At 69.7% G+C, this 17,321-nt stretch carries 19 protein-coding genes; 13 read left to right on the plus strand and 6 right to left on the minus strand.

What is annotated here, in order from left to right; genetic code table 11:
* Position 1: 1 nt before the first annotated feature.
* Together MKK58_RS14555 and MKK58_RS14560 are read right to left on the minus strand one after the other, a co-directional pair.
* On the minus strand, positions 2–361 hold the full coding sequence (locus MKK58_RS14555) for a photosystem reaction center subunit H (RefSeq protein WP_243912719.1): 360 nt from the start codon (positions 359–361) through the stop codon (positions 2–4).
* Between the two features lie 45 nt (positions 362–406).
* A complete protein-coding gene (locus MKK58_RS14560; RefSeq protein WP_243912720.1) occupies positions 407–835 on the minus strand; it encodes a response regulator in 429 nt (142 codons plus the stop codon).
* A 168-nt stretch (positions 836–1,003) separates the two neighbouring features.
* Here MKK58_RS14560 and MKK58_RS14565 point away from each other — a divergent pair, with 168 nt between their 5' ends.
* The 5 genes from MKK58_RS14565 to MKK58_RS14585 all read left to right on the plus strand — a co-directional run bounded on the left by MKK58_RS14565 (position 1,004) and on the right by MKK58_RS14585 (position 4,999).
* Positions 1,004–1,699, plus strand: coding sequence for a YoaK family protein (locus tag MKK58_RS14565; protein ID WP_243912721.1), 696 nt, complete (start codon positions 1,004–1,006; stop codon positions 1,697–1,699).
* A 33-nt stretch (positions 1,700–1,732) separates the two neighbouring features.
* Positions 1,733–2,734, plus strand: coding sequence for a WD40 repeat domain-containing protein (locus tag MKK58_RS14570; protein WP_243912722.1), 1,002 nt, complete (start codon positions 1,733–1,735; stop codon positions 2,732–2,734).
* 11 nt (positions 2,735–2,745) lie between these two features.
* A complete protein-coding gene (locus MKK58_RS14575) occupies positions 2,746–3,018 on the plus strand; it encodes a hypothetical protein (RefSeq protein WP_243912723.1) in 273 nt (90 codons plus the stop codon).
* A gap of 80 nt (positions 3,019–3,098) precedes the next feature.
* On the plus strand, positions 3,099–3,623 hold the full coding sequence (locus MKK58_RS14580; protein WP_243912724.1) for a DUF2937 family protein: 525 nt from the start codon (positions 3,099–3,101) through the stop codon (positions 3,621–3,623).
* Positions 3,624–3,757: 134 nt separating this feature from the next.
* On the plus strand, positions 3,758–4,999 hold the full coding sequence (locus MKK58_RS14585) for a peptide ABC transporter permease (protein ID WP_243912725.1): 1,242 nt from the start codon (positions 3,758–3,760) through the stop codon (positions 4,997–4,999).
* On the opposite strand, the gene MKK58_RS14590 is transcribed toward MKK58_RS14585, so the two are convergent.
* Complete coding sequence (locus MKK58_RS14590) at positions 5,000–5,356, minus strand: metallopeptidase family protein (protein ID WP_243912762.1); 357 nt, start codon at positions 5,354–5,356, stop codon at positions 5,000–5,002.
* 56 nt (positions 5,357–5,412) lie between these two features.
* On the minus strand, positions 5,413–6,141 hold the full coding sequence (locus tag MKK58_RS14595; RefSeq protein WP_243912726.1) for a pyrimidine 5'-nucleotidase: 729 nt from the start codon (positions 6,139–6,141) through the stop codon (positions 5,413–5,415).
* 390 nt (positions 6,142–6,531) lie between these two features.
* Here MKK58_RS14595 and MKK58_RS14600 point away from each other — a divergent pair, with 390 nt between their 5' ends.
* Genes MKK58_RS14600 through MKK58_RS14615 form a run of 4 tightly spaced genes read left to right on the plus strand, consistent with a single transcriptional unit; the run spans position 6,532 to position 10,056 of the window.
* On the plus strand, positions 6,532–7,086 hold the full coding sequence (locus tag MKK58_RS14600) for a SiaB family protein kinase (RefSeq protein WP_243912727.1): 555 nt from the start codon (positions 6,532–6,534) through the stop codon (positions 7,084–7,086).
* 14 nt (positions 7,087–7,100) lie between these two features.
* Positions 7,101–7,490 (plus strand): DUF1987 domain-containing protein, encoded by a 390-nt coding sequence (locus MKK58_RS14605; RefSeq protein WP_243912728.1) that lies wholly within the window; start codon positions 7,101–7,103, stop codon positions 7,488–7,490.
* Positions 7,487–8,338 carry a GGDEF domain-containing protein gene (locus MKK58_RS14610; RefSeq protein WP_243912729.1) on the plus strand — a complete coding sequence of 284 codons (852 nt, stop codon included), beginning with the start codon at positions 7,487–7,489 and terminating at the stop codon, positions 8,336–8,338. Before MKK58_RS14605 ends, MKK58_RS14610 begins: the two co-directional genes overlap by 4 nt.
* Positions 8,335–10,056 carry a SpoIIE family protein phosphatase gene (locus MKK58_RS14615; protein WP_243912730.1) on the plus strand — a complete coding sequence of 574 codons (1,722 nt, stop codon included), beginning with the start codon at positions 8,335–8,337 and terminating at the stop codon, positions 10,054–10,056. Before MKK58_RS14610 ends, MKK58_RS14615 begins: the two co-directional genes overlap by 4 nt.
* 37 nt (positions 10,057–10,093) lie before the next feature.
* On the opposite strand, the gene argB is transcribed toward MKK58_RS14615, so the two are convergent.
* Positions 10,094–10,990 carry an acetylglutamate kinase gene (gene argB, locus MKK58_RS14620; protein WP_243912731.1) on the minus strand — a complete coding sequence of 299 codons (897 nt, stop codon included), beginning with the start codon at positions 10,988–10,990 and terminating at the stop codon, positions 10,094–10,096.
* 227 nt (positions 10,991–11,217) lie between these two features.
* Between argB and MKK58_RS14625 the strand changes: the two genes are divergently transcribed.
* From MKK58_RS14625 to MKK58_RS14635, 3 genes are all read left to right on the plus strand, one after another.
* Positions 11,218–11,427: a hypothetical protein gene (locus MKK58_RS14625; protein WP_243912732.1), complete on the plus strand. Its 210-nt coding sequence runs from the start codon at positions 11,218–11,220 to the stop codon at positions 11,425–11,427.
* Positions 11,428–11,625: 198 nt separating this feature from the next.
* Complete coding sequence (locus MKK58_RS14630; RefSeq protein WP_243912733.1) at positions 11,626–11,901, plus strand: hypothetical protein; 276 nt, start codon at positions 11,626–11,628, stop codon at positions 11,899–11,901.
* Positions 11,902–12,146: 245 nt separating this feature from the next.
* The gene (locus tag MKK58_RS14635; protein WP_243912734.1) at positions 12,147–13,571 is read left to right on the plus strand and encodes an alginate O-acetyltransferase AlgX-related protein; all 1,425 of its coding nucleotides are present in this window, start codon (positions 12,147–12,149) and stop codon (positions 13,569–13,571) included.
* A gap of 65 nt (positions 13,572–13,636) precedes the next feature.
* On the opposite strand, the gene MKK58_RS14640 is transcribed toward MKK58_RS14635, so the two are convergent.
* A complete protein-coding gene (locus MKK58_RS14640) occupies positions 13,637–14,422 on the minus strand; it encodes an MOSC domain-containing protein (protein WP_243912735.1) in 786 nt (261 codons plus the stop codon).
* 229 nt (positions 14,423–14,651) lie between these two features.
* Here MKK58_RS14640 and clpB point away from each other — a divergent pair, with 229 nt between their 5' ends.
* Positions 14,652–17,282: an ATP-dependent chaperone ClpB gene (clpB, locus tag MKK58_RS14645; RefSeq protein WP_243912736.1), complete on the plus strand. Its 2,631-nt coding sequence runs from the start codon at positions 14,652–14,654 to the stop codon at positions 17,280–17,282.
* The last annotated feature ends 39 nt before the right edge of the window (positions 17,283–17,321 follow it).

Here is a 17,321-nt window from a genome sequence, read left to right on the forward strand (position 1 = left end):
GCTATTTCGGCTTGACGGTTTCGGGAGCGACCGGCGCCTTCGGCTCGCGGGCCTCCATGAGGTCCTCGGCCTTTTCCTCGTCGGTGTCGCCGCTGCGCTCGATCGTCTTCTCGGGGTTGGCCGCGAGCGCCCGGATGATCGCCACGACGCGCTCGCACTCGGTCTCGTACTTGTAGGTCTCCAGCACGATGGCGGCGTCGCGCAGCGTGCGCAGGTCGCGCACCGTCTGCTTGTTGGCGGCCTCGCGCAGCTCGGACTTTGCCGCGATCGCCTCTTCGAGCTTGGCCCCCTTCACGTCGCAGGCGGCGCCGGCCATGGCGGTGCTGGCGGCAAGGATCAGGGCGGCGGCGAGGATGCGCATCGTGTGGCTCCGGAGGGCGGGTCCCGCGCGGGTCGCGCGGTATCGTCAGGCGTGGTGGGGGTTGGGACGCAGGATGCCGTTGGCCAGGGCCACGAGATGGCTCAGGCGGTAGGGCTTGGGCACGAACACGGATTCGGCGACCGCGTCCGCCTGGGCGAGGTGGCCGCGTCCGCCCGAGGTATAGACCACGGGCAGGTTCGGCCAGTGCTGGCGGGCGCGGCGGGCGAGCGTGATGCCGTTCGTGTTGCGGGCCAGATCGATATCGGTGAAGAGCAGGTCGACGCGCTCCCGCGCGAGGATGTCCTCAGCCGCGTCGGCATCGGCGGCGGTGAGGACCCGGTAGCCCTCGTCGAGCAGCGCCTCGGCGGCGAGCTCGCAGACCATGGCTTCATCCTCCACCACCAGGACGGTCTCGGCGGCGGCGCGCGGGCTGAAGGCGGGCAGTGTCGGAAAGGCGCAGGCGAAGGAAATCATGACGCAACTCCTACTCACCCGGCATGAGGCCGTGGGGCCCGTGCCGGATCGCCAGACAAACGGGCCGCCAAGGCCCATCGTTCGCCGCCGTTCACTCCAATTGCGCGGACTTGGTAAGCGAAGCTTTAACCCTGTGGGCCGGGTCGTGAAGGCGTGCCTGCCGCGCCCATGACCCGTCCCTGGCATCTCGGCTTCGGCCTTATTCTCACGGCGCTCGCGGGCTACGTGGACGCCCTCGGCTTCATTCGCCTCGGCGGCCTCTACACCTCGTTCATGAGCGGAAACACGACGCAGTTCGCGGTCGCCCTCGGCCATGGCGATCCGCATCACGCCCTGCTGCCGGCCCTGCTGATCCTCGCTTTCCTCCTCGGGGGCATCTGCGGTGGCGGCCTCTCGGCGCTCACCCCGGCGCGGTGGGTGACGCCCGTGATCCTCGGCTTCGAGACGGCGGTGGTGACGGCGGCCTTTCAGGCCGCGACGGCCGCGCCGGATTCCGGAATCGCCTCCCTGATGCTGGCGCTCGCCATGGGCGCGCAGAACGCCGTGCTGTCGTACGTCCAGGGGTTCCGGGCCGGCACCACCTTCGTCACCGGCGCCCTGTTCGGTCTCGGCCAGAAGCTCGCCCTGGCGCTCGCCCGGCGGGGCGCGCGCACCGCTTGGGTCGGGGATGGCGTCGTCTGGTTCTCGCTCCTCGCCGGATCGGTGGCCGGAACGGTCGCCTACGGGAAGCTGGCGTTGTATGCCCTCGCCATTCCCGCCGGCCTGGCCGGCTCCCTCGCGCTCCTTGCGACGATCCTGGTCGCGCGGTCCGCCTCGGCCAAGGGTCCTGCCAAGGCACCCGCCATCAAGGCCGTGGCGAAGTGAATCGCGAGGACCAGCGTTGAGAGATCCGTCCGGATGAGTGCCCCCTCCCTCCTCGATCACGTCGCGCCGGTCGCGGCGGGCGCCCATGTCACCCAGGCTGTCTGGCTGAAGGATACGCTCGCCCTGGCCCTCGGCGACGGCGGCTTGCTCCTCGTCTCCGGGCAGGAGACGCGTCGCGTCGAGGCGCATCCTGACGCGGGAATCCTGGTGGGTGTCGGCGACGGGCGCCGCCTCGTCACGGGCGGCGACGACGGGCGCGTGGTCGCGACCTCCGCCAGCGGCGATGCCGTGGAAGTCGCCTCCGCCCGGAACGGCGCCTGGATCGACGCCCTCGCGGTGCATCCCGATGGGACGATCGCCTACGCGGCCGGCCGCAACGTCGTCGCCCGTGACGCCAAGGGCCGCGAGAAGACCTTCGCGGCGCCCTCCACCGCGCGCGGCCTCGCGTTCGCGCCGAAGGGCTACCGCCTCGCGGTCTCGCACTACAACGGCGCCACCCTCTGGTACCCCAACCTCGAGACAGCTCCCGACTTCATCGAGTGGAAGGGCTCGCATATCGACGTGACCTGGTCGCCCGACGGCCGCTTCGTCGTCACGACCATGCAGGAGAACTCCCTGCACGGCTGGCGCCTCCAGCCCGATCGCGGCCACATGCGGATGTCGGGCTATCCCGGCAAGGTGCGCTCCGTGGCGTGGTCCGGCGACGGCGACTGGCTCGCCACCAGCGGCGCCGAGGCCGCCATCGTCTGGCCGTTCGACTCGAAGGAGGGTCCCACCGGCAAGGCGCCGCGCGAGTGCGGCGTGCGCCCGGCCCGCGTCTCCCGCGTGGCGTTCCACCCCAAGGCCCTGGTCCTGGCCGTCGGCTACGAGGACGGCTGCATCCTTCTGGTGCGTTTCACCGATGCCTCGGAACTGCTGGTGCGCCATGCCGTGAAGGGCAGCGCGGTCTCGGCGCTGGCCTGGGACGGGCGCGGCACGCGCCTCGCCTTCGGCTGCGCCGACGGGCAGGCCGGCATCCTCGCGCTGCCGACCTGAGGCCGCCCACGATGGCGCTGTTCGGATTCGGCGGTCGCCGCGCTCCGGCCGACCAGGGGGCCCGCGAGGGGGTGATCGCCCGAGTTCGCCGCCTCGGCGGCTTCGATGCGGAGGTGATCGTCAAGGTCAGCGAGATCGTCTGCGCCGATCCGGCCTGCCCCGGCCTGGAGACGGTGATCCTGATCATGGTGCCGGGCGATCCGACCCGAGCGGTCAAGATCGCGCGGGCCATGGCGGAGATCGGCGACGCGGACGTAGCGGCCGCCCTCGCCTCGGCTTCGTAGGGCCACCGGAACCGGGTGCCCGGTTCCCGCCTTGTCCTCGGCAGCCTTCGGTTCCCCGCCGTGCCCGACCGGGAGGTCCCGTGTTCCGCGTCCTGCGCACCCTCGGCCTCGCTCTGGGTCTCCTCGCCGGCGCCATCGCCGCGCAGGCCCCCGAATTCGCGCAGCAATACGCCCAGCGCCTCGGCGGCACCGTCGACGAGCTGCGCCGGGTCGTGTCCGGGTTCGAGGCGGACGCCGCTGCCACCGGGCGGAGCCGCGACGACGCGCTCGCCCGCCTGAGCGGCGACCGCGACGCGCTGGTGTCCCGCCGGGGCGCGGCGGCGCGCGCCGACATCGCGCGCCTCGAGGCGCTCTCCGGACAGCAGCGCGCCGTCGTCGAGGCGGGCGGCCCCCTGGGACGCGCGGTGGCGGTGCTGCGCAATCCCGACCCGTCCCTCGTCCGGGCGACCTACCAGGACTACGTTCCGGCGATCCCCACCACGGCGGACGGGCTCACCGCCGGGCTCCTGGGCTTCCTCGCCACCTGGGCGGCCTGGCGGCTCCTGGCCGAGACCGGGCGGCGGATGGTGCGGGGGCGCCGGCGCCCGGTGACCCAGGGCGCCTGACCCGCTTCGCGGTGGGCCACGGCATCGTGACTGTTGCACATCGTCTACAGCCCCTCCGCCGTGGCTGCACTAGGACTGGGACGGTAGCGCGCGGGCCTCACCCTGGCGCCGTTTCACGGCCTTCGATCGAACGCATGGCGCGCGCCTCAACTTCTTCCGTCGATCCGGCGAGCGATGCCGCCGCGCTCCTGCGCCGCGTCGGCTTCATCGGCCTGTTCGTGGTCATGCCGGTGGCCGCGCAATTCGCGCGGCGCGCCGTGGTGGTGCTCGCGCCCATCGCCATCGCGCTCCTGGTGCTGGCCAGCATCATCGACGGCAAGTCACGACCCGTCCGGCCGGCCTCGACCCGCCTGCTGCGCTCGCCCGCCTTCCTGGCCGGCTGCCTCTTCATCCTCTGGGCCGCCCTCTCGCTGGTCTGGACACCCTTCCTCGATCTCGCCACCGAGCGCCTGCTCAACCTGGTGGCGACCCTGCTGATGACGATGGCGGGCTACCTCGCCCTGCCGGACCGCATGCGCTCGGCGAACCTCTACCTCCTGCCGGTAGGGCTCGCGGCGGCAGCCCTGGTCGCCATCGGCCTCGGCCTCACGGGGCAGGGCCTGTTCGGCCAGCGCCTCGCCCGCATCGGCGACGACGAGGGCATCCTCGACCGCGGCCTCATCCTCCTGGTCCTGCTGGTCTGGCCGGGCGTGGCATGGCTGCGCTCGCGCGGCCGCGACGGCGAAGCCCTCGGCCTCGCCGTCCTGGTCTCCCTCGCCCTCATCGTCTCGCCGGGTCCGACGACCTTGGTCGCTCTCGCGGTCGGAGCTCTAGCCTTCGCGTTCACGGTTTTCCGGCCGACTCAGGGGCCGCGCATCCTCGCCCTGGTCGCCGCCGCGCTCCTCGTGCTCGGCCCGGTCCTGCCCTTCATCGCCCGCCCGATCGGCGCGTGGCTGTTCGGCGGACGCTCGCCCGGCGTCCTGAGCCTGAAGGCCTGGCAGGCGATCGTCACATCGGAGCCCGTCCGGCTCGTCACCGGGCACGGGTTCGAGACGGCCCTGCGGGGGCGCTACGTCAACCTGCTGCCCATGAACGCGCCCCGGACCCTGCTGTTCGAACTCTGGTACGAACTTGGCCTCGTCGGTGCCTTCGCCGCCGCCTTCGCCCTGCATGCCGCGATCCGGCGCGCGGGCCGCGAGGTCTCGGTGCTGGTCCCGGGTGCCATGGCGGCTTTCGCCGCGGCCTTCCTCATCGCCTGCATCGGCGTCGGCATGATGGTGATGTGGTGGCTCACCACCCTTGCCCTGGCGGTGTTGGTCTTCGTGGCGGTGGAACGCGGCCAGTTCCGCACGCGCCGGCCCAAGGCCAGCCTGCTGCGCCCGGCCGGGACCGCCTGATCAGGGATCCACCGCCGCCTCGATGGCCTCCATGTCGTCGTCGGACAGGCCGAAATGGTGGCCGATCTCGTGGACGAGGACATGGGTGACGAGGTGCCCGAGGGTCTCGTCGTGCTCGGCCCAGTAGTCCAGCAGCGGCCGCCGGTAGAGCCAGACCTGATTCGGCATCTGCCCTGTGGCGGCCTCGCCCCCTTGCGCCATTCCGATGCCGCGAAACAGGCCGAGGAGATCGAACTCGCTCTCGCAGCCCATTTCGCCGAGGGTCTCGTCGTCGGGGAAATCCTCGACGTGGATGAGCAGGCCGGCGCACAGGTTGCGGAACGCCAGGGGCAGGCTGGCGAAGGCGGCGTGCGCCATGTCCTCGAAGGCCGCGAGATCCGGTGCCCGCGCCTCGGTCCAGTCCGGTCTGGTGTTCACGCGAGTTCCGGCAGCACGCGCTGCGCCAGGAAGCCCGCGAGGTCGCTGGTGATGTGGTCGATATGCGGTTCGCGCACCGCTTCCTGCTCGAAGGCCTCGCGGAACGGGTCGATCGTCGGGGGCACCACCAGCACCGTGGACATCCCGATGTCGTGCGGCACGACCAGGTTGCGGGCGATGTCCTCGAACAGGGCCGCCCGGCGCGGCTCGACCCCGTGCCGCTTGAGGAAGCGCTCGTAGGTGGAGCGCTCGGGCTTCGGGATGAAGTCGGCGTCGGCGATGTCGAACACGTCCTCGAAGTGATCGAGGATGCCGAGCTTGGTCGCCACGTTCTCGGCATGCCGGCGCGAGCCGTTGGTGAGGATCAGCTTGCGCCCCGGCAGGGCCTCGATGGCATCGCCCAGGGCTGCGTCGAGCCGGATGGTCGAGTGGTCGATATCGTGCGCGAAGTCGAGGAAGTCGTGCGGGTCGATCGCGGATTCGACCATCAGCGCCTTCAGCGTCGTGCCGTAGCGATGGTAGAAGTACTTCTGCAGGGCGCGGGCAGAGAGGCCGTCGAGCCCGTAGAGGCGCATGACGTAGAGGGTGATCCGCTCATCGACCTGCGGCCAGACCCGGGCGTCGCTCGGATAGAGCGTGTTGTCGAGGTCGAACACCCATGTGTCGACGTGACGAAAGCCGCGGGATTGGGCGGTGGTGAAGTGGCTCTCGCCGGGGAGGAACAAGGCGTCTCGACATGGTTCGGGGTGGGCTCGCGAAGCCCGGCCGTCCGAGATGGGGACCGGTCTCTGCGAAGGGAAGCGTCACCTGAGGCTGTTTCAGAGCATGGCCGTGGGCATCCGGCAAGCGTCGAGGGCGATCGACGGAGGCGCCACGCCTCGCACGGACTCTCGCCAATTCCATCAAGCGTGGCGGGAAATTAAGCAATAAGCTGGAAATTTGAGCGTATTTCGCCAGCAACTGATGGGGTCGGAGCCTTGGATTCCGGCAAGTTTCGAGGTGTGTCCTTGACGCCACTTTAACCCGACATACACGAATGCGAGACTAGTTCTGAGCGGCGGTATGGCGCACCCTGGGTCGGGCGCTCCGCGCCTCGTCCGTCGGGAGAGAAACCCTTGCTCGCTCGCGATTTCATGAACTTCTTCGACGCGTCCCGGCGTCAGGGTGTGATCCTCTCCTTCGGCGGCGATATTTCCGAGAACGTTCTGTTCTCCCTGGGCGAGGTGCTCAAACTGCGCATGAGCCAGGGCGAGACGGACGCCTCGGTGGCCAAGCGCGTCTTCGCGGTCTTCGTCGAGCAGGCCCAGAACGTGATCCGCTACTCGGCCGACAAGGTGGCCAAGCCCTCCGGACCGGCGCCGGGCCTGATTAGCAACGGTGTGATCGTGGTCGGTATGGAAGCCGCGCGGTTCTACGTTCTCTGCGGCAACGAGATGCCCGACTCCGACGTGCCGTCCCTGCGGGCCCGCCTCGACCACATCGCCAGCCTCAACAGTGATGAGTTGAAAGCCTATTACCGCGAGAAGCTGCGCCAGCCCCCGGACGAGGGCAGCCTCGGCGGAAGCATCGGGCTCATCGAGATCGCTCGACGCTCGAGCGCCCCGGTCGAGTACGACTTCCAGGAGCTGGGCAGCCAGCGCAGCTTCTTCTGCCTCAAAGCCTATATCTGACGGGCCCGCCACCGATGGATCGCATCCAGCTTGCCGCCACGGACCGCTCGCCGCAGGTCGATTTCGACTTCGCGTCGGGACACCTGTCCCTGCGCGGCGAATCCTATCCCGAGGACGCGGCCGCCTTCTTCGGGCCATTGCTTCAGGCCCTGAGGGCCCATCTGGCGGACCAGTCCGGGGCACCGATCGTGTTCGAGGTCGGCCTGGCCTACTTCAATTCCTCCAGCGCCAAGGCGTTGATGAACCTGTTCATGCCCCTGGAGGATGCCGCGGAGGAGGGGCGCTCGGTGACCGTGCGCTGGCACTTCGTCGACGGCGACGAGACCATCGAGGAGGCGGGCGAGGATTTCGCCGCCGATTTCTCGCATGCGCGGTTCGAGATGGTGAGGGAGTCGGTGGCATGACGCGCGCGGTGCGGGCCGTGGCCGGGACGCCTCCCGCCAAGCCGGAGGATGCCTTCAGCCTCTACGACGCCGAGGAGGCGGTGCTGGCGCGCTCCGAGGCCATGCTGGCGGGGCTCTCGGACGTGGCGGGCGGTGTCCAGGCCCTCGCCGACGCCTATCGCCGGGGCTACCGGGAGCAGCGCCGCCTCGTGCGGATGAGCGACCGGATGCAGCTCGACCTTCAGAAGGCGAACCAGGCGCTCGCCGAGCAGCGCCGCGACCTCCAGGCCCTGAACGCCGCCCTGTCGGGCGAGATCGAGCACCGGACCCGACTAGAAGCCGAGCTGCGGCGCCTTGCCGACACCGACGACCTCACGGGGGCGCTGGCACGCCGTCGCTTCATGGAGATCGCCGCCCGGGAATGGCTGCGGCACGAGCGCAGCGGTGCCCCGGTCTGCATCCTCATGCTCGACCTCGACCGTTTCAAGCTCCTCAACGACAGCTTCGGACATGCCGCCGGAGACGCTGCCCTGGTCGCGTTCGTGGCGACCTGCCGGGCCAACCTGCGCACCCTGGACTTCATCGGCCGCACCGGCGGCGAGGAATTCGCCATCGTGCTGCCGGACACCCCCATCGAGGGGGGCTTCACCTTCTCCGAGCGCCTGCGGGAAGCCGTCGCCGTCACGCCCGTGGGCGGCGCCGACTCGGCCGTGACCATCACGGTGAGCATCGGTGTCGCCCAGGCCTGGCAGGGCGAGAGCCTGGAGGGCGCGATGCAGCGCGCCGATGCCGCCCTCTACGCGGCCAAGCGCGGCGGCCGCAACCGCGTCGGTCTCAAACCCGACACCGCCGCCCCGGAGCGCACGTGAGCGCCGAGGCGACCCCCATCATTCCGACACAGTCAGCCCCGGGCCAGGACGCGGTCCCGCGCCCTCGGGGCGGTTCCCTGCGCGGAGCGGGGCCCCGCCGGAGCAGCGACTTCCTGGAGGCTGCGGGCTTCGTCGACGTGCCGACGGGCGAGCCCGACACCATGCGCCCGGGTGCGCTGCGCGGCGCGGCGCAGGGGCGCGATCTCGACACGCTCGCCCACACCCTGTTCCTGCGGATCTACCCCGTCATCGCCGTCGTCGTGCTGGTGACGCAGATCGGCATCGCCTGGGTGAACTACCGCGACCAGATCCACCTCTACACCGAGCGGGCCGACCTGATGGCCTCGCTCACCGCCAAGGCCATCGCACGGCCGGACTGGCGCGCCAGCCCGGAGATCTACCGCCGCCAGGTGGAGGCTCTGAGCCTCGATCCGGCCTTCCGCTCGGCGACCCTGCGCGACGCGGCTGGCACCGTGCTGGTGAGCCTCGGCGATGCGAAGCGCGGCCGGGGCTTCGAGCTCATCACCGCACAGGCCGACCTACCCGCAGAGCCAGGAAGCGCCGCTCAGGGACGTCTCACGCTGGCGATTTCGGCAGAGGGCCTGCGCGGGAACGCCGAGAAACAGGCGGTGCTGGCTGTCGTCACCAGTCTCATCCTGATGCTTGCCTTTGTGCTGACGCTGCATGCGAATGTGCGCCGGCACGTGCTCGCGCCACTCAAGCGCCTTCTGCTCGCGATGCGCGAAGTCGAGCACAAGCGCTGGGTGCCGGTGGAACTCGACGGGGCGTTTCGCGCCAGCAACGAGATCGACGTGATCTCCCAGGCCTTCAACCGGATGGTGGATGGCCTGCGCAGCGGCGACGAGGCCAAGCAGCTGCTCCAGCAACTGGAAAAGGCCCACCAGAAGCTGGAGGGTGCCAACCGCCTCGTGATGGAGAGCATCGGCTATGCCCGCCGCATCCAAAGTTCCGTGCTGCCCGACCGGACGGCCCTGGACGGAACCGGCCTCGAGGTCGCCGTCCTGTGGGAGCCGCTCCACCTCGTCGGCGGCGACTACTTCTGGCTCGAGGAGATCGATGGGCTCGGCATCCTGGTGGTCGCCGATTGTACCGGCCACGGCGTTCCGGGCGCCTTCCTGACCCTGATCGTCGCGACCGCCCTCGACCGGCTGCTGCACGAGCGGTCCTTACGCGATCCGGCCGCAATCCTGGAGGCCCTCGACGGCATGGTCCGGACCCAACTGCGCCAGGATGGCCGCGGCTCGGAATCCGACGACGGCCTCGATTGCGGGATCTGCGTCTGGGACCGCAGGCGCGGGGAGATCCGCTTCGCCGGGGCCGGCACTGCCCTGACGATCATCGACGGCGCCGCCGTCACCCGGATTCGGGGCGCCAAGCGCGGTCTCGGCTATCCCCAGCGTCCGGGCGAGCGCGTCTCGGTTGAGGAGACGACCCTGCGCGTCATGCCCGGCATGAGCTTCTACCTGATGACGGACGGCATCACCGACCAGATGGGCGGCGCCGGGCCCGCCCGTCGGCTCCTCGGCCATCGCGGCGTCACCGACATCCTGGCCGGCGATCAGGCGGCGCCCCTGGCCGAGCAGGTCGCGCGGCTCGACGCCGCGCTGACCGCCTACCGAGCCGATGAGGCTCGCCGGGACGACATGACCCTGCTGGCTTTCCGGCCGCGCCGGGAGGTGCTGCCCACGGCGGCGTGAGGGCGGGTCCCGGGGCACCCGGCCCCGGGTCGAGCATTCAGGCCCGGCGGATCAGGGTGCCGGCACCGTAATCGGTGAACAACTCCAGCAGCACCGCGTGGCTGACCTTGCCGTCGAGGATGACCACCGCCTCGACACCCTGCTCCAGGGCGTAGATGCAGGTCTCGACCTTGGGGATCATGCCGCCCGTGATGGTGCCGTCCGCGATCAGCCGGCGGCAATCGTCGATCGACAGTTCGGGAATCAGCTTCTTGTCCTTGTCGAGGACGCCCGGCACGTCGGTCAGCAGCAGCAGGCGCTTGGCCCGCAGCGCCCCCGCGATGGCGCCCGCGAAGGTGTCTGCGTTGACGTTGTAGGTCTGGCCGTCGGCGCCGAAGGCCACGGGAGCGAGGACGGGGATCAGCTCGGCCTTGAGCACCGCGTCGAGGACGCCGCGCTCGACATGGTCGGGCTCGCCGACGAGGCCGAGATCGAGCTCCTGCTCGGTCTGGCTCTCGGGATCGATGATGGTACGCGTGGCCTTGCGGGCCCGCACCATGTTGCCGTCCTTGCCGCACAGGCCGATGGCGCGTCCGCCCTCGGCCGAGATCCAGCCGACGATCTGCTTGTTGATCGAGCCGGCGAGAACCATCTCGACCACCTCGACGGTGGCCTCGTCGGTGACACGCAGGCCGCCGCGGAATTCGGATTCGATGCCGAGCCGGCCGAGCATGCGCCCGATCTGCGGTCCGCCCCCATGCACCACGATCGGCTTCAGGCCGGATTGCTCCAGGAGCACGATGTCCTCGGCGAAATCCTCGGCAGCCGCGCGGTCGCCCATGGCGTGCCCGCCATACTTGATGACCACGATCTCCTGATCGTAGCGCTGCATGTGGGGCAGGGCCTGGACGAGTACTTCGGCGCGCACATGAACGTTGGGCAGCGGTTCTTTCATCGTGGGGCTGGTCCTCGATGGCGCGTCGGGCGTTGCGCGCGACGCGGGGCTTCTAGCGCAGCAATGCGGCGGTGCGAAGCAGGACGCGGACGATTTTCGCCGCTCGGGTGGATTGCGGTGCCCAGCGGGGCAGGTGGATCGGGCGTCGAGAGCGTGGTGCCGTGGAAGGGTAAATCTTTATTAAGGTTGACGAATCATCATCAAGGCATCGCCCGGGAATTCGCGCCATGCTCCATTCCGACCCGCTCCAGCCGCGTCCGACCCTCGTGAATCCCAGCCATCTCGCCAGTGCGGTCGACCAGCTCGGCCATCACGCTTCGTCGCAGGCGGAGGTCTGGCACCTGCTCACCCAGAACTTCATCGTCGACCTCGACGCCGTCGCCATCCTGCTGCCCCGCAGCGAGCCCGAGCCGCACTGGCTGCCCACCCGGCGCTGAGCCGACGACCGCGCGGACAGCGGATTCGCGCGTCGCCTTTCCGGACCCTTCCTGGCACACGCCATGCTTGAGCGAGGGGCAACGTCAAGAAGCCGATCCGACAGGTAAGGGGAAACACCAGGACAACGATCACGCGGACGCTCTGACGCCGGAGCCACACCGCGGACCTTATTCGCCATCTCGAACAAGGGGTCCGTCATGTCCGAACTTCTCTCCGTCGCCCTCGTCTGCGCCGCCACCCTCCTGGCCAAGGATTGCTCGCGGGACACCGCCCTCGACGTCATCGTGTCGCCCGCCCGCACCCCCATGGAATGCCTGATGCACGGGCAGGCCGTGGCCGCCGCGACCGGCCTGCCGGGCGGCGACAACCGCTACCTCAAGGTCACCTGCGAGCGCCGCCATGCCGACCTGCGCCACCTGCGCCGGGCCGGCTACGCGGCCGCCATCGTGCTGGTGCGTCGCGACGCGATCTAGCCCCCGCAAGGGACGGCGGCGCTTCTCCAGGTCCGGAAGGCGCGAAGACCCTGTCCTTCTCTGCGCTCGCGCGAACGCGGCACGATTCGAGCGCCGAGTTCTCGTCATGGCGAGCCGATTTCGTCTCTGGCGCGATGAATCCGGGTTGTGTTCGCATCACGTTCGAGTCGACAATGGGCGCGAAGGAGCCGTTCGATTTGTCGATGCGGTGCGTATCACGCCCCCTTTGGGCTACCCGGTGAGCCATGATCGATCTGAAGACGTATTTCAGTACGCAGATCGAGGGGCGGAACGGGCAGCTCTTCTATACCGGCGCGGACGGGGCCGCGAGCCTGCTGAACTACTACACGGCTGGCATCAGCCCCGCCGCCGTCCAGTCGTGGCGGGCGACCTTCGCCCGCCGTGGCCGAGAACTCGCCCGGCGTGGCATTCCCTATCACGTCGTCATCGTTCCGGGTGCGCATGTCGCCTGCGGGGACGATTTGCCGGACGCCTTGCGCGGGACGATCAAGGCACCGTTTCCGGAACTGGCGGCGGTCATGGAGGGCGTCCCGGGCGTCACCCTCCACGACGCCCTGCCGGATCTGGTGGTCGACGACCCGCCCTACCGGACCTACCGGCGCAACGACACGCACTGGACGGATTACGGCGCCTATCTGAGCTATCGGGCGGTGTGCCGACGCGTCGCGGAGGACGTCCCCGTCCGGATGGTCGCGTCGGAGGACGTCAACGTCGAGATGAAGGACGCCTTCGGGGACCTCTCGATCCACCGTGTGCCGGAGGGGGCGCCCGAGCCGATACCCCTGATCAAGATCGGCCGCAGGCACCGCGCCCGCTTGGTCCAGAAGAACACCACCGTGGTGCGCAACCGCTTCATCCGGATGGAATCCGACACCGCCCCCCCGACCTTGGCGCTCTTCTTCCACGATTCCTACGCGACGGCGCAGGCGAAATTCTGGGCCCGGAGCTTCGGCCGCACGGCCTTCGCGGGCGTATCCCATCGAGTCTATCTCGACGCGGTCGATCGCGACCGGCCCGACGTGGTGTTCACCATCATGGCCGAGCACCGCCTGTTCCAGAAGCCGAACGACCACGATCACTGGACCTTCGCGGACGATTTCGAGAGCGACTGCGCCTCGGCGGCGGGCGTGAGGACCGCCGAGATCCTGGTCCTCTACCGACAGCAGAGGCTCGCCGAGGCGGCTGAGAGGGCGGTGGGACTGGCGGATCTTGCGGGCTTCGGGGCCTATCACGCCCGCGTGGCCGCCCAGGTCACCGTTTCGGTCCATCGCTATGACGACGCTGTCGCGTTGAGCCGGATCGCCCTGTCCCTCGATCCCCAGAGCCCGTCCCATCTCTGGATGGCGGCCTATGCCAGCCTCTACGCGGGTCAGGCGGACGAGGCCGTCACCCTGGCGACCTGGGCGGTGGGCCAGGACCCGCAGAACGGGGCCTGGGCCGAACTCCTGGCCTCCGCCCTGATCGGGCTCGGCCGCTGGGACGATGCCGCCCTGCTCCTAGAGAACACGATCCTGCGGATCGACGACCATCCCGCGCTCTGGCGCCACCTCGCCCATGTCCGGGACATGCGGGGCGACCCGGTGGGCCGGGATGCGGCGCAGGCCGTGCTCACCTTGCTGGACGGGCCGCCTCCGCGGCTCGACGCCTGACCGGCAGCCGTTGCCGGCTCGGAGGCGCGATCGCACCCGGCGCGGTTGGCCGAACGCGCTTCGAGTCAGACGAGGGTGAGTGTCGCGCCGGTTTTCAGTTCGCCACCCGCGATCACCTCGGCGTAGACCCCGCAATCGGTGTGGCCGAGATGCTGGGACAGGGTGCGGGGGATCGCGAGGTCGCGCTGGCCCGTCGCAGGATCCACGTTGGTGGCCGCGCAGCGCTCCGTTCGCTTGTGGATGCGCAGGGTCAAGCCATCCGGCGCCGTGAGCGTACGCCCCACGAGGTCGAGTTCGGCCCAGGGGGCGAGGCCCGAGAGGTAGAGGTTCGCTCGGAAGCGGAGCGGGTCCACGGCCGCGCCCGTCATGTCCTCAAGGGCCGCCACGCTCGCGAGATTGATGAGGGAGACGAAGCCGCGCGGCGAATCGGTGAAACGGTAGCCCTCCGGCGCGGTCAGGAGGCGGGCCGGGCCCCGCATGGCATCCGGCAGGTAGCCTGCGAGGAAGGCCTCGATCGCGGCGCGGCCCTCCGGGGTGGCGAGGTCGCCCTCGGCCACCACCGTCCCGCCCTGACGGATCGTGAGGAGGCCGCTGGCGGGCTCGTAGCGCGTGTCGAGTTGGGCCAGGGCCTCGTGGCGCATCAGCATCAGGAACTTGATCTTGGGCTGGTGGCTCGGTGCCTCCGGATCGAAGCCGGAAGGACCGTTCTCCACGGCGAACAGGCGGTCCCCCGGGAAGTAGGCGCCCGCCGCCAGGTCGACGGCGTCGAGCCGTTCCGGCGAGAGGCCTTTGACGGGATAGCGGTAGAGGGCTTCGAGGCGAAGCGGCGCGGCGGAAGCGGAGGCATTCATGCACCCAGCGTGGCCCTGATTTGCGTAACGGCGCAAGCCCGGACTTGGGCGCGAGATCCGCGCGGCGAACACCCTTGTGGTGCCGATATGCAACACTACATCCCGATGACCGGCGGCCAGGTGGCGCCGGGGTCTCCAGCGGCAGTGGTCGTGGAGGCGACGTTTCGGCGATCGGCCGTGCCGCGACGCGCGGGCGGCGGGTCGCGTCGACACGGGGAGGTGGGACCAGATGAACTTTGAAATCTACACCGAGCGCGCCCGCGGTTTCGTCCAGGCGGCGCAGAGCCTCGCGATGCGCGAGGGCCATCCGCAATTCCAGCCGGGTCACATCCTCAAGGTGCTGCTCGACGATCCCGAGGGGCTCTGCGCCGGTCTGATCGACCGGGCCGGCGGCCAGTCGCGGGTCGCCCTCGCGCAGACCGAGGCCTGGCTCGCCAAGCAGCCGAAGGTGTCCGGCAACGCGTCCCAGCCGCAGGCGACGCGCGAACTCGTGCGCCTGTTCGACACCGCCGAGAAGGCGGCCGAGAAGGCCGGCGACAGCTACGTCACCGTCGAGCGCTTGCTCCTCGCCCTCGCGGTGGAGAAGGACACCGAAGCCGGCCGCGCACTGGCGGCGGCGGGTGTCACCGCGGCCTCGCTCAACGGGGCCATCAATGCGCTCCGAAAGGGCCGCACCGCGGACAACGCCACGGCCGAGAACGCCTACGACGCCCTCAAGAAGTACGCCCGCGACCTCACGGAAGCGGCGCGCGAAGGCAAGCTCGACCCGGTGATCGGCCGCGACGAGGAGATCCGCCGCACGATCCAGGTTCTGTCCCGGCGCACCAAGAACAACCCCGTCCTCATCGGCGAGCCCGGCGTCGGCAAGACCGCCATCGTCGAGGGCCTCGCTCTGCGCATCGTCGACGGCGACGTGCCGGAATCGCTTCGCGACAAGAGCCTGCTCGCCCTCGACATGGGATCGCTCATCGCCGGTGCCAAATACCGCGGCGAGTTCGAGGAGCGGCTGAAGGGCGTGCTCTCCGAGGTCACGGCGGCCGAGGGCGGCATCATCCTGTTCATCGACGAGATGCACACCCTCGTCGGGGCCGGCAAGGCGGATGGGGCGATGGACGCCTCGAACCTCCTGAAGCCCGCGCTGGCGCGCGGCGAACTGCATTGCGTCGGCGCGACCACGCTCGACGAGTACCGGAAGCACGTGGAGAAGGATGCGGCCCTGGCGCGGCGCTTCCAGCCCGTCTTCGTATCCGAGCCTACCGTGGAGGATACGGTCTCGATCCTGCGCGGGATCAAGGAGAAGTACGAGCAGCACCACGGCGTGCGCATCCAGGATGCGGCGCTGGTCGCAGCCGCGACCCTGTCGAACCGCTACATCACCGACCGCTTTCTGCCGGACAAGGCCATCGACCTGATGGACGAGGCCGGCTCGCGCCTGCGCATGCAGGTCGATTCGAAGCCCGAGGAACTCGACAACCTCGACCGCGAGATCGTGCGCTTGAAGATCGAGGGCGAGGCCCTGAAGAAGGAGACGGATTCCGCCTCGCGCGACCGTCTCGTGCGGCTGGAGAAGGAGCTGGCCGACCTCGAGGAGCGATCGGCGGCGATCACCTCGCGCTGGAAGGCCGAGAAGGACAAGCTCGGCGCGGCGGCCGAACTCAAGCGCAAGCTGGACGAGGCCCGCACCGAACTCGCCAACGCCCAGCGGCAGGGGCAGTACCAGCGCGCCGGCGAGATCGCCTACGGCGTGGTGCCTGGCCTGGAGAAGCAACTCGCCGAGATCGAGGCCGCGGGTGAATCCGCCGTCGCACGCGACGGCATGGTCGAGGAGGCGGTCACACCGGCCCATATCGCGGGCGTCGTCTCGCGCTGGACCGGCGTGCCCGTCGACAAGATGCTGGAGGGCGAGCGCGACAAGCTCCTGGCCATGGAGAAGGTGCTGGGCGAGCGCGTCGTCGGGCAGCGCGAGGCGGTGGAGGCGGTGGCGACCGCCGTGCGCCGGGCCCGCGCCGGCCTTCAGGATCCGAACCGGCCGATCGGGTCGTTCATCTTCCTGGGCCCCACGGGCGTAGGCAAGACCGAGCTGACCAAGGCGCTCGCCGGATTCCTGTTCGACGACGATACGGCGCTGGTGCGCATCGACATGTCGGAATACATGGAGAAGCACTCCGTGGCCCGGCTGATCGGCGCGCCCCCGGGCTATGTCGGCTACGAGGAAGGCGGAGCCCTGACTGAAGCGGTGCGGCGCCGGCCCTATCAGGTCGTGCTGTTCGACGAGGTCGAGAAGGCGCATCCGGACGTGTTCAACGTCCTGCTTCAGGTACTCGACGACGGGCGGCTGACCGACGGACAGGGGCGGACGGTGGACTTCCGCAACACGCTCCTGATCATGACCTCGAACCTCGGCTCGGAATACCTCGTCAATCAGAGCGAGGGCGACGACACCGATGCCGTGCGCGAAGAGGTGATGGGGGTGGTGCGCAGCCATTTCCGGCCGGAATTCCTGAACCGGATCGACGAGATCATCCTATTCCACCGTCTCAAGCGGTCGGAGATGGGGGCGATCGTCGATATCCAACTCAAGCGCCTGCAGAAGCTCCTCGACGAGCGCAAGATCACCCTCGACGTGGAACCGGAAGCCCGCGACTGGCTCGCCGACAAGGGCTACGACTCTGCCTACGGAGCCCGCCCCTTGAAGCGGGTGATCCAGAAGGCGGTGCAGGACCGGCTGGCGGAGCAGCTCCTGTCGGGGCTGATCCACGACGGCGAGGCTGTGCCGGTTGCGGTCGGGCCCCTCGGCCTGACTGTCGGCAAGTCCGGCCTCAGCACCGAGCGCCGGCCGGAGAGCGTCACCCTCAACTGAGACGGTTGGCGAACGACGAACGACGGGACCCGGGACGGC

Source organism: Methylobacterium sp. J-078, assembly GCF_022829285.1.
GTDB lineage: Bacteria > Pseudomonadota > Alphaproteobacteria > Rhizobiales > Beijerinckiaceae > Methylobacterium.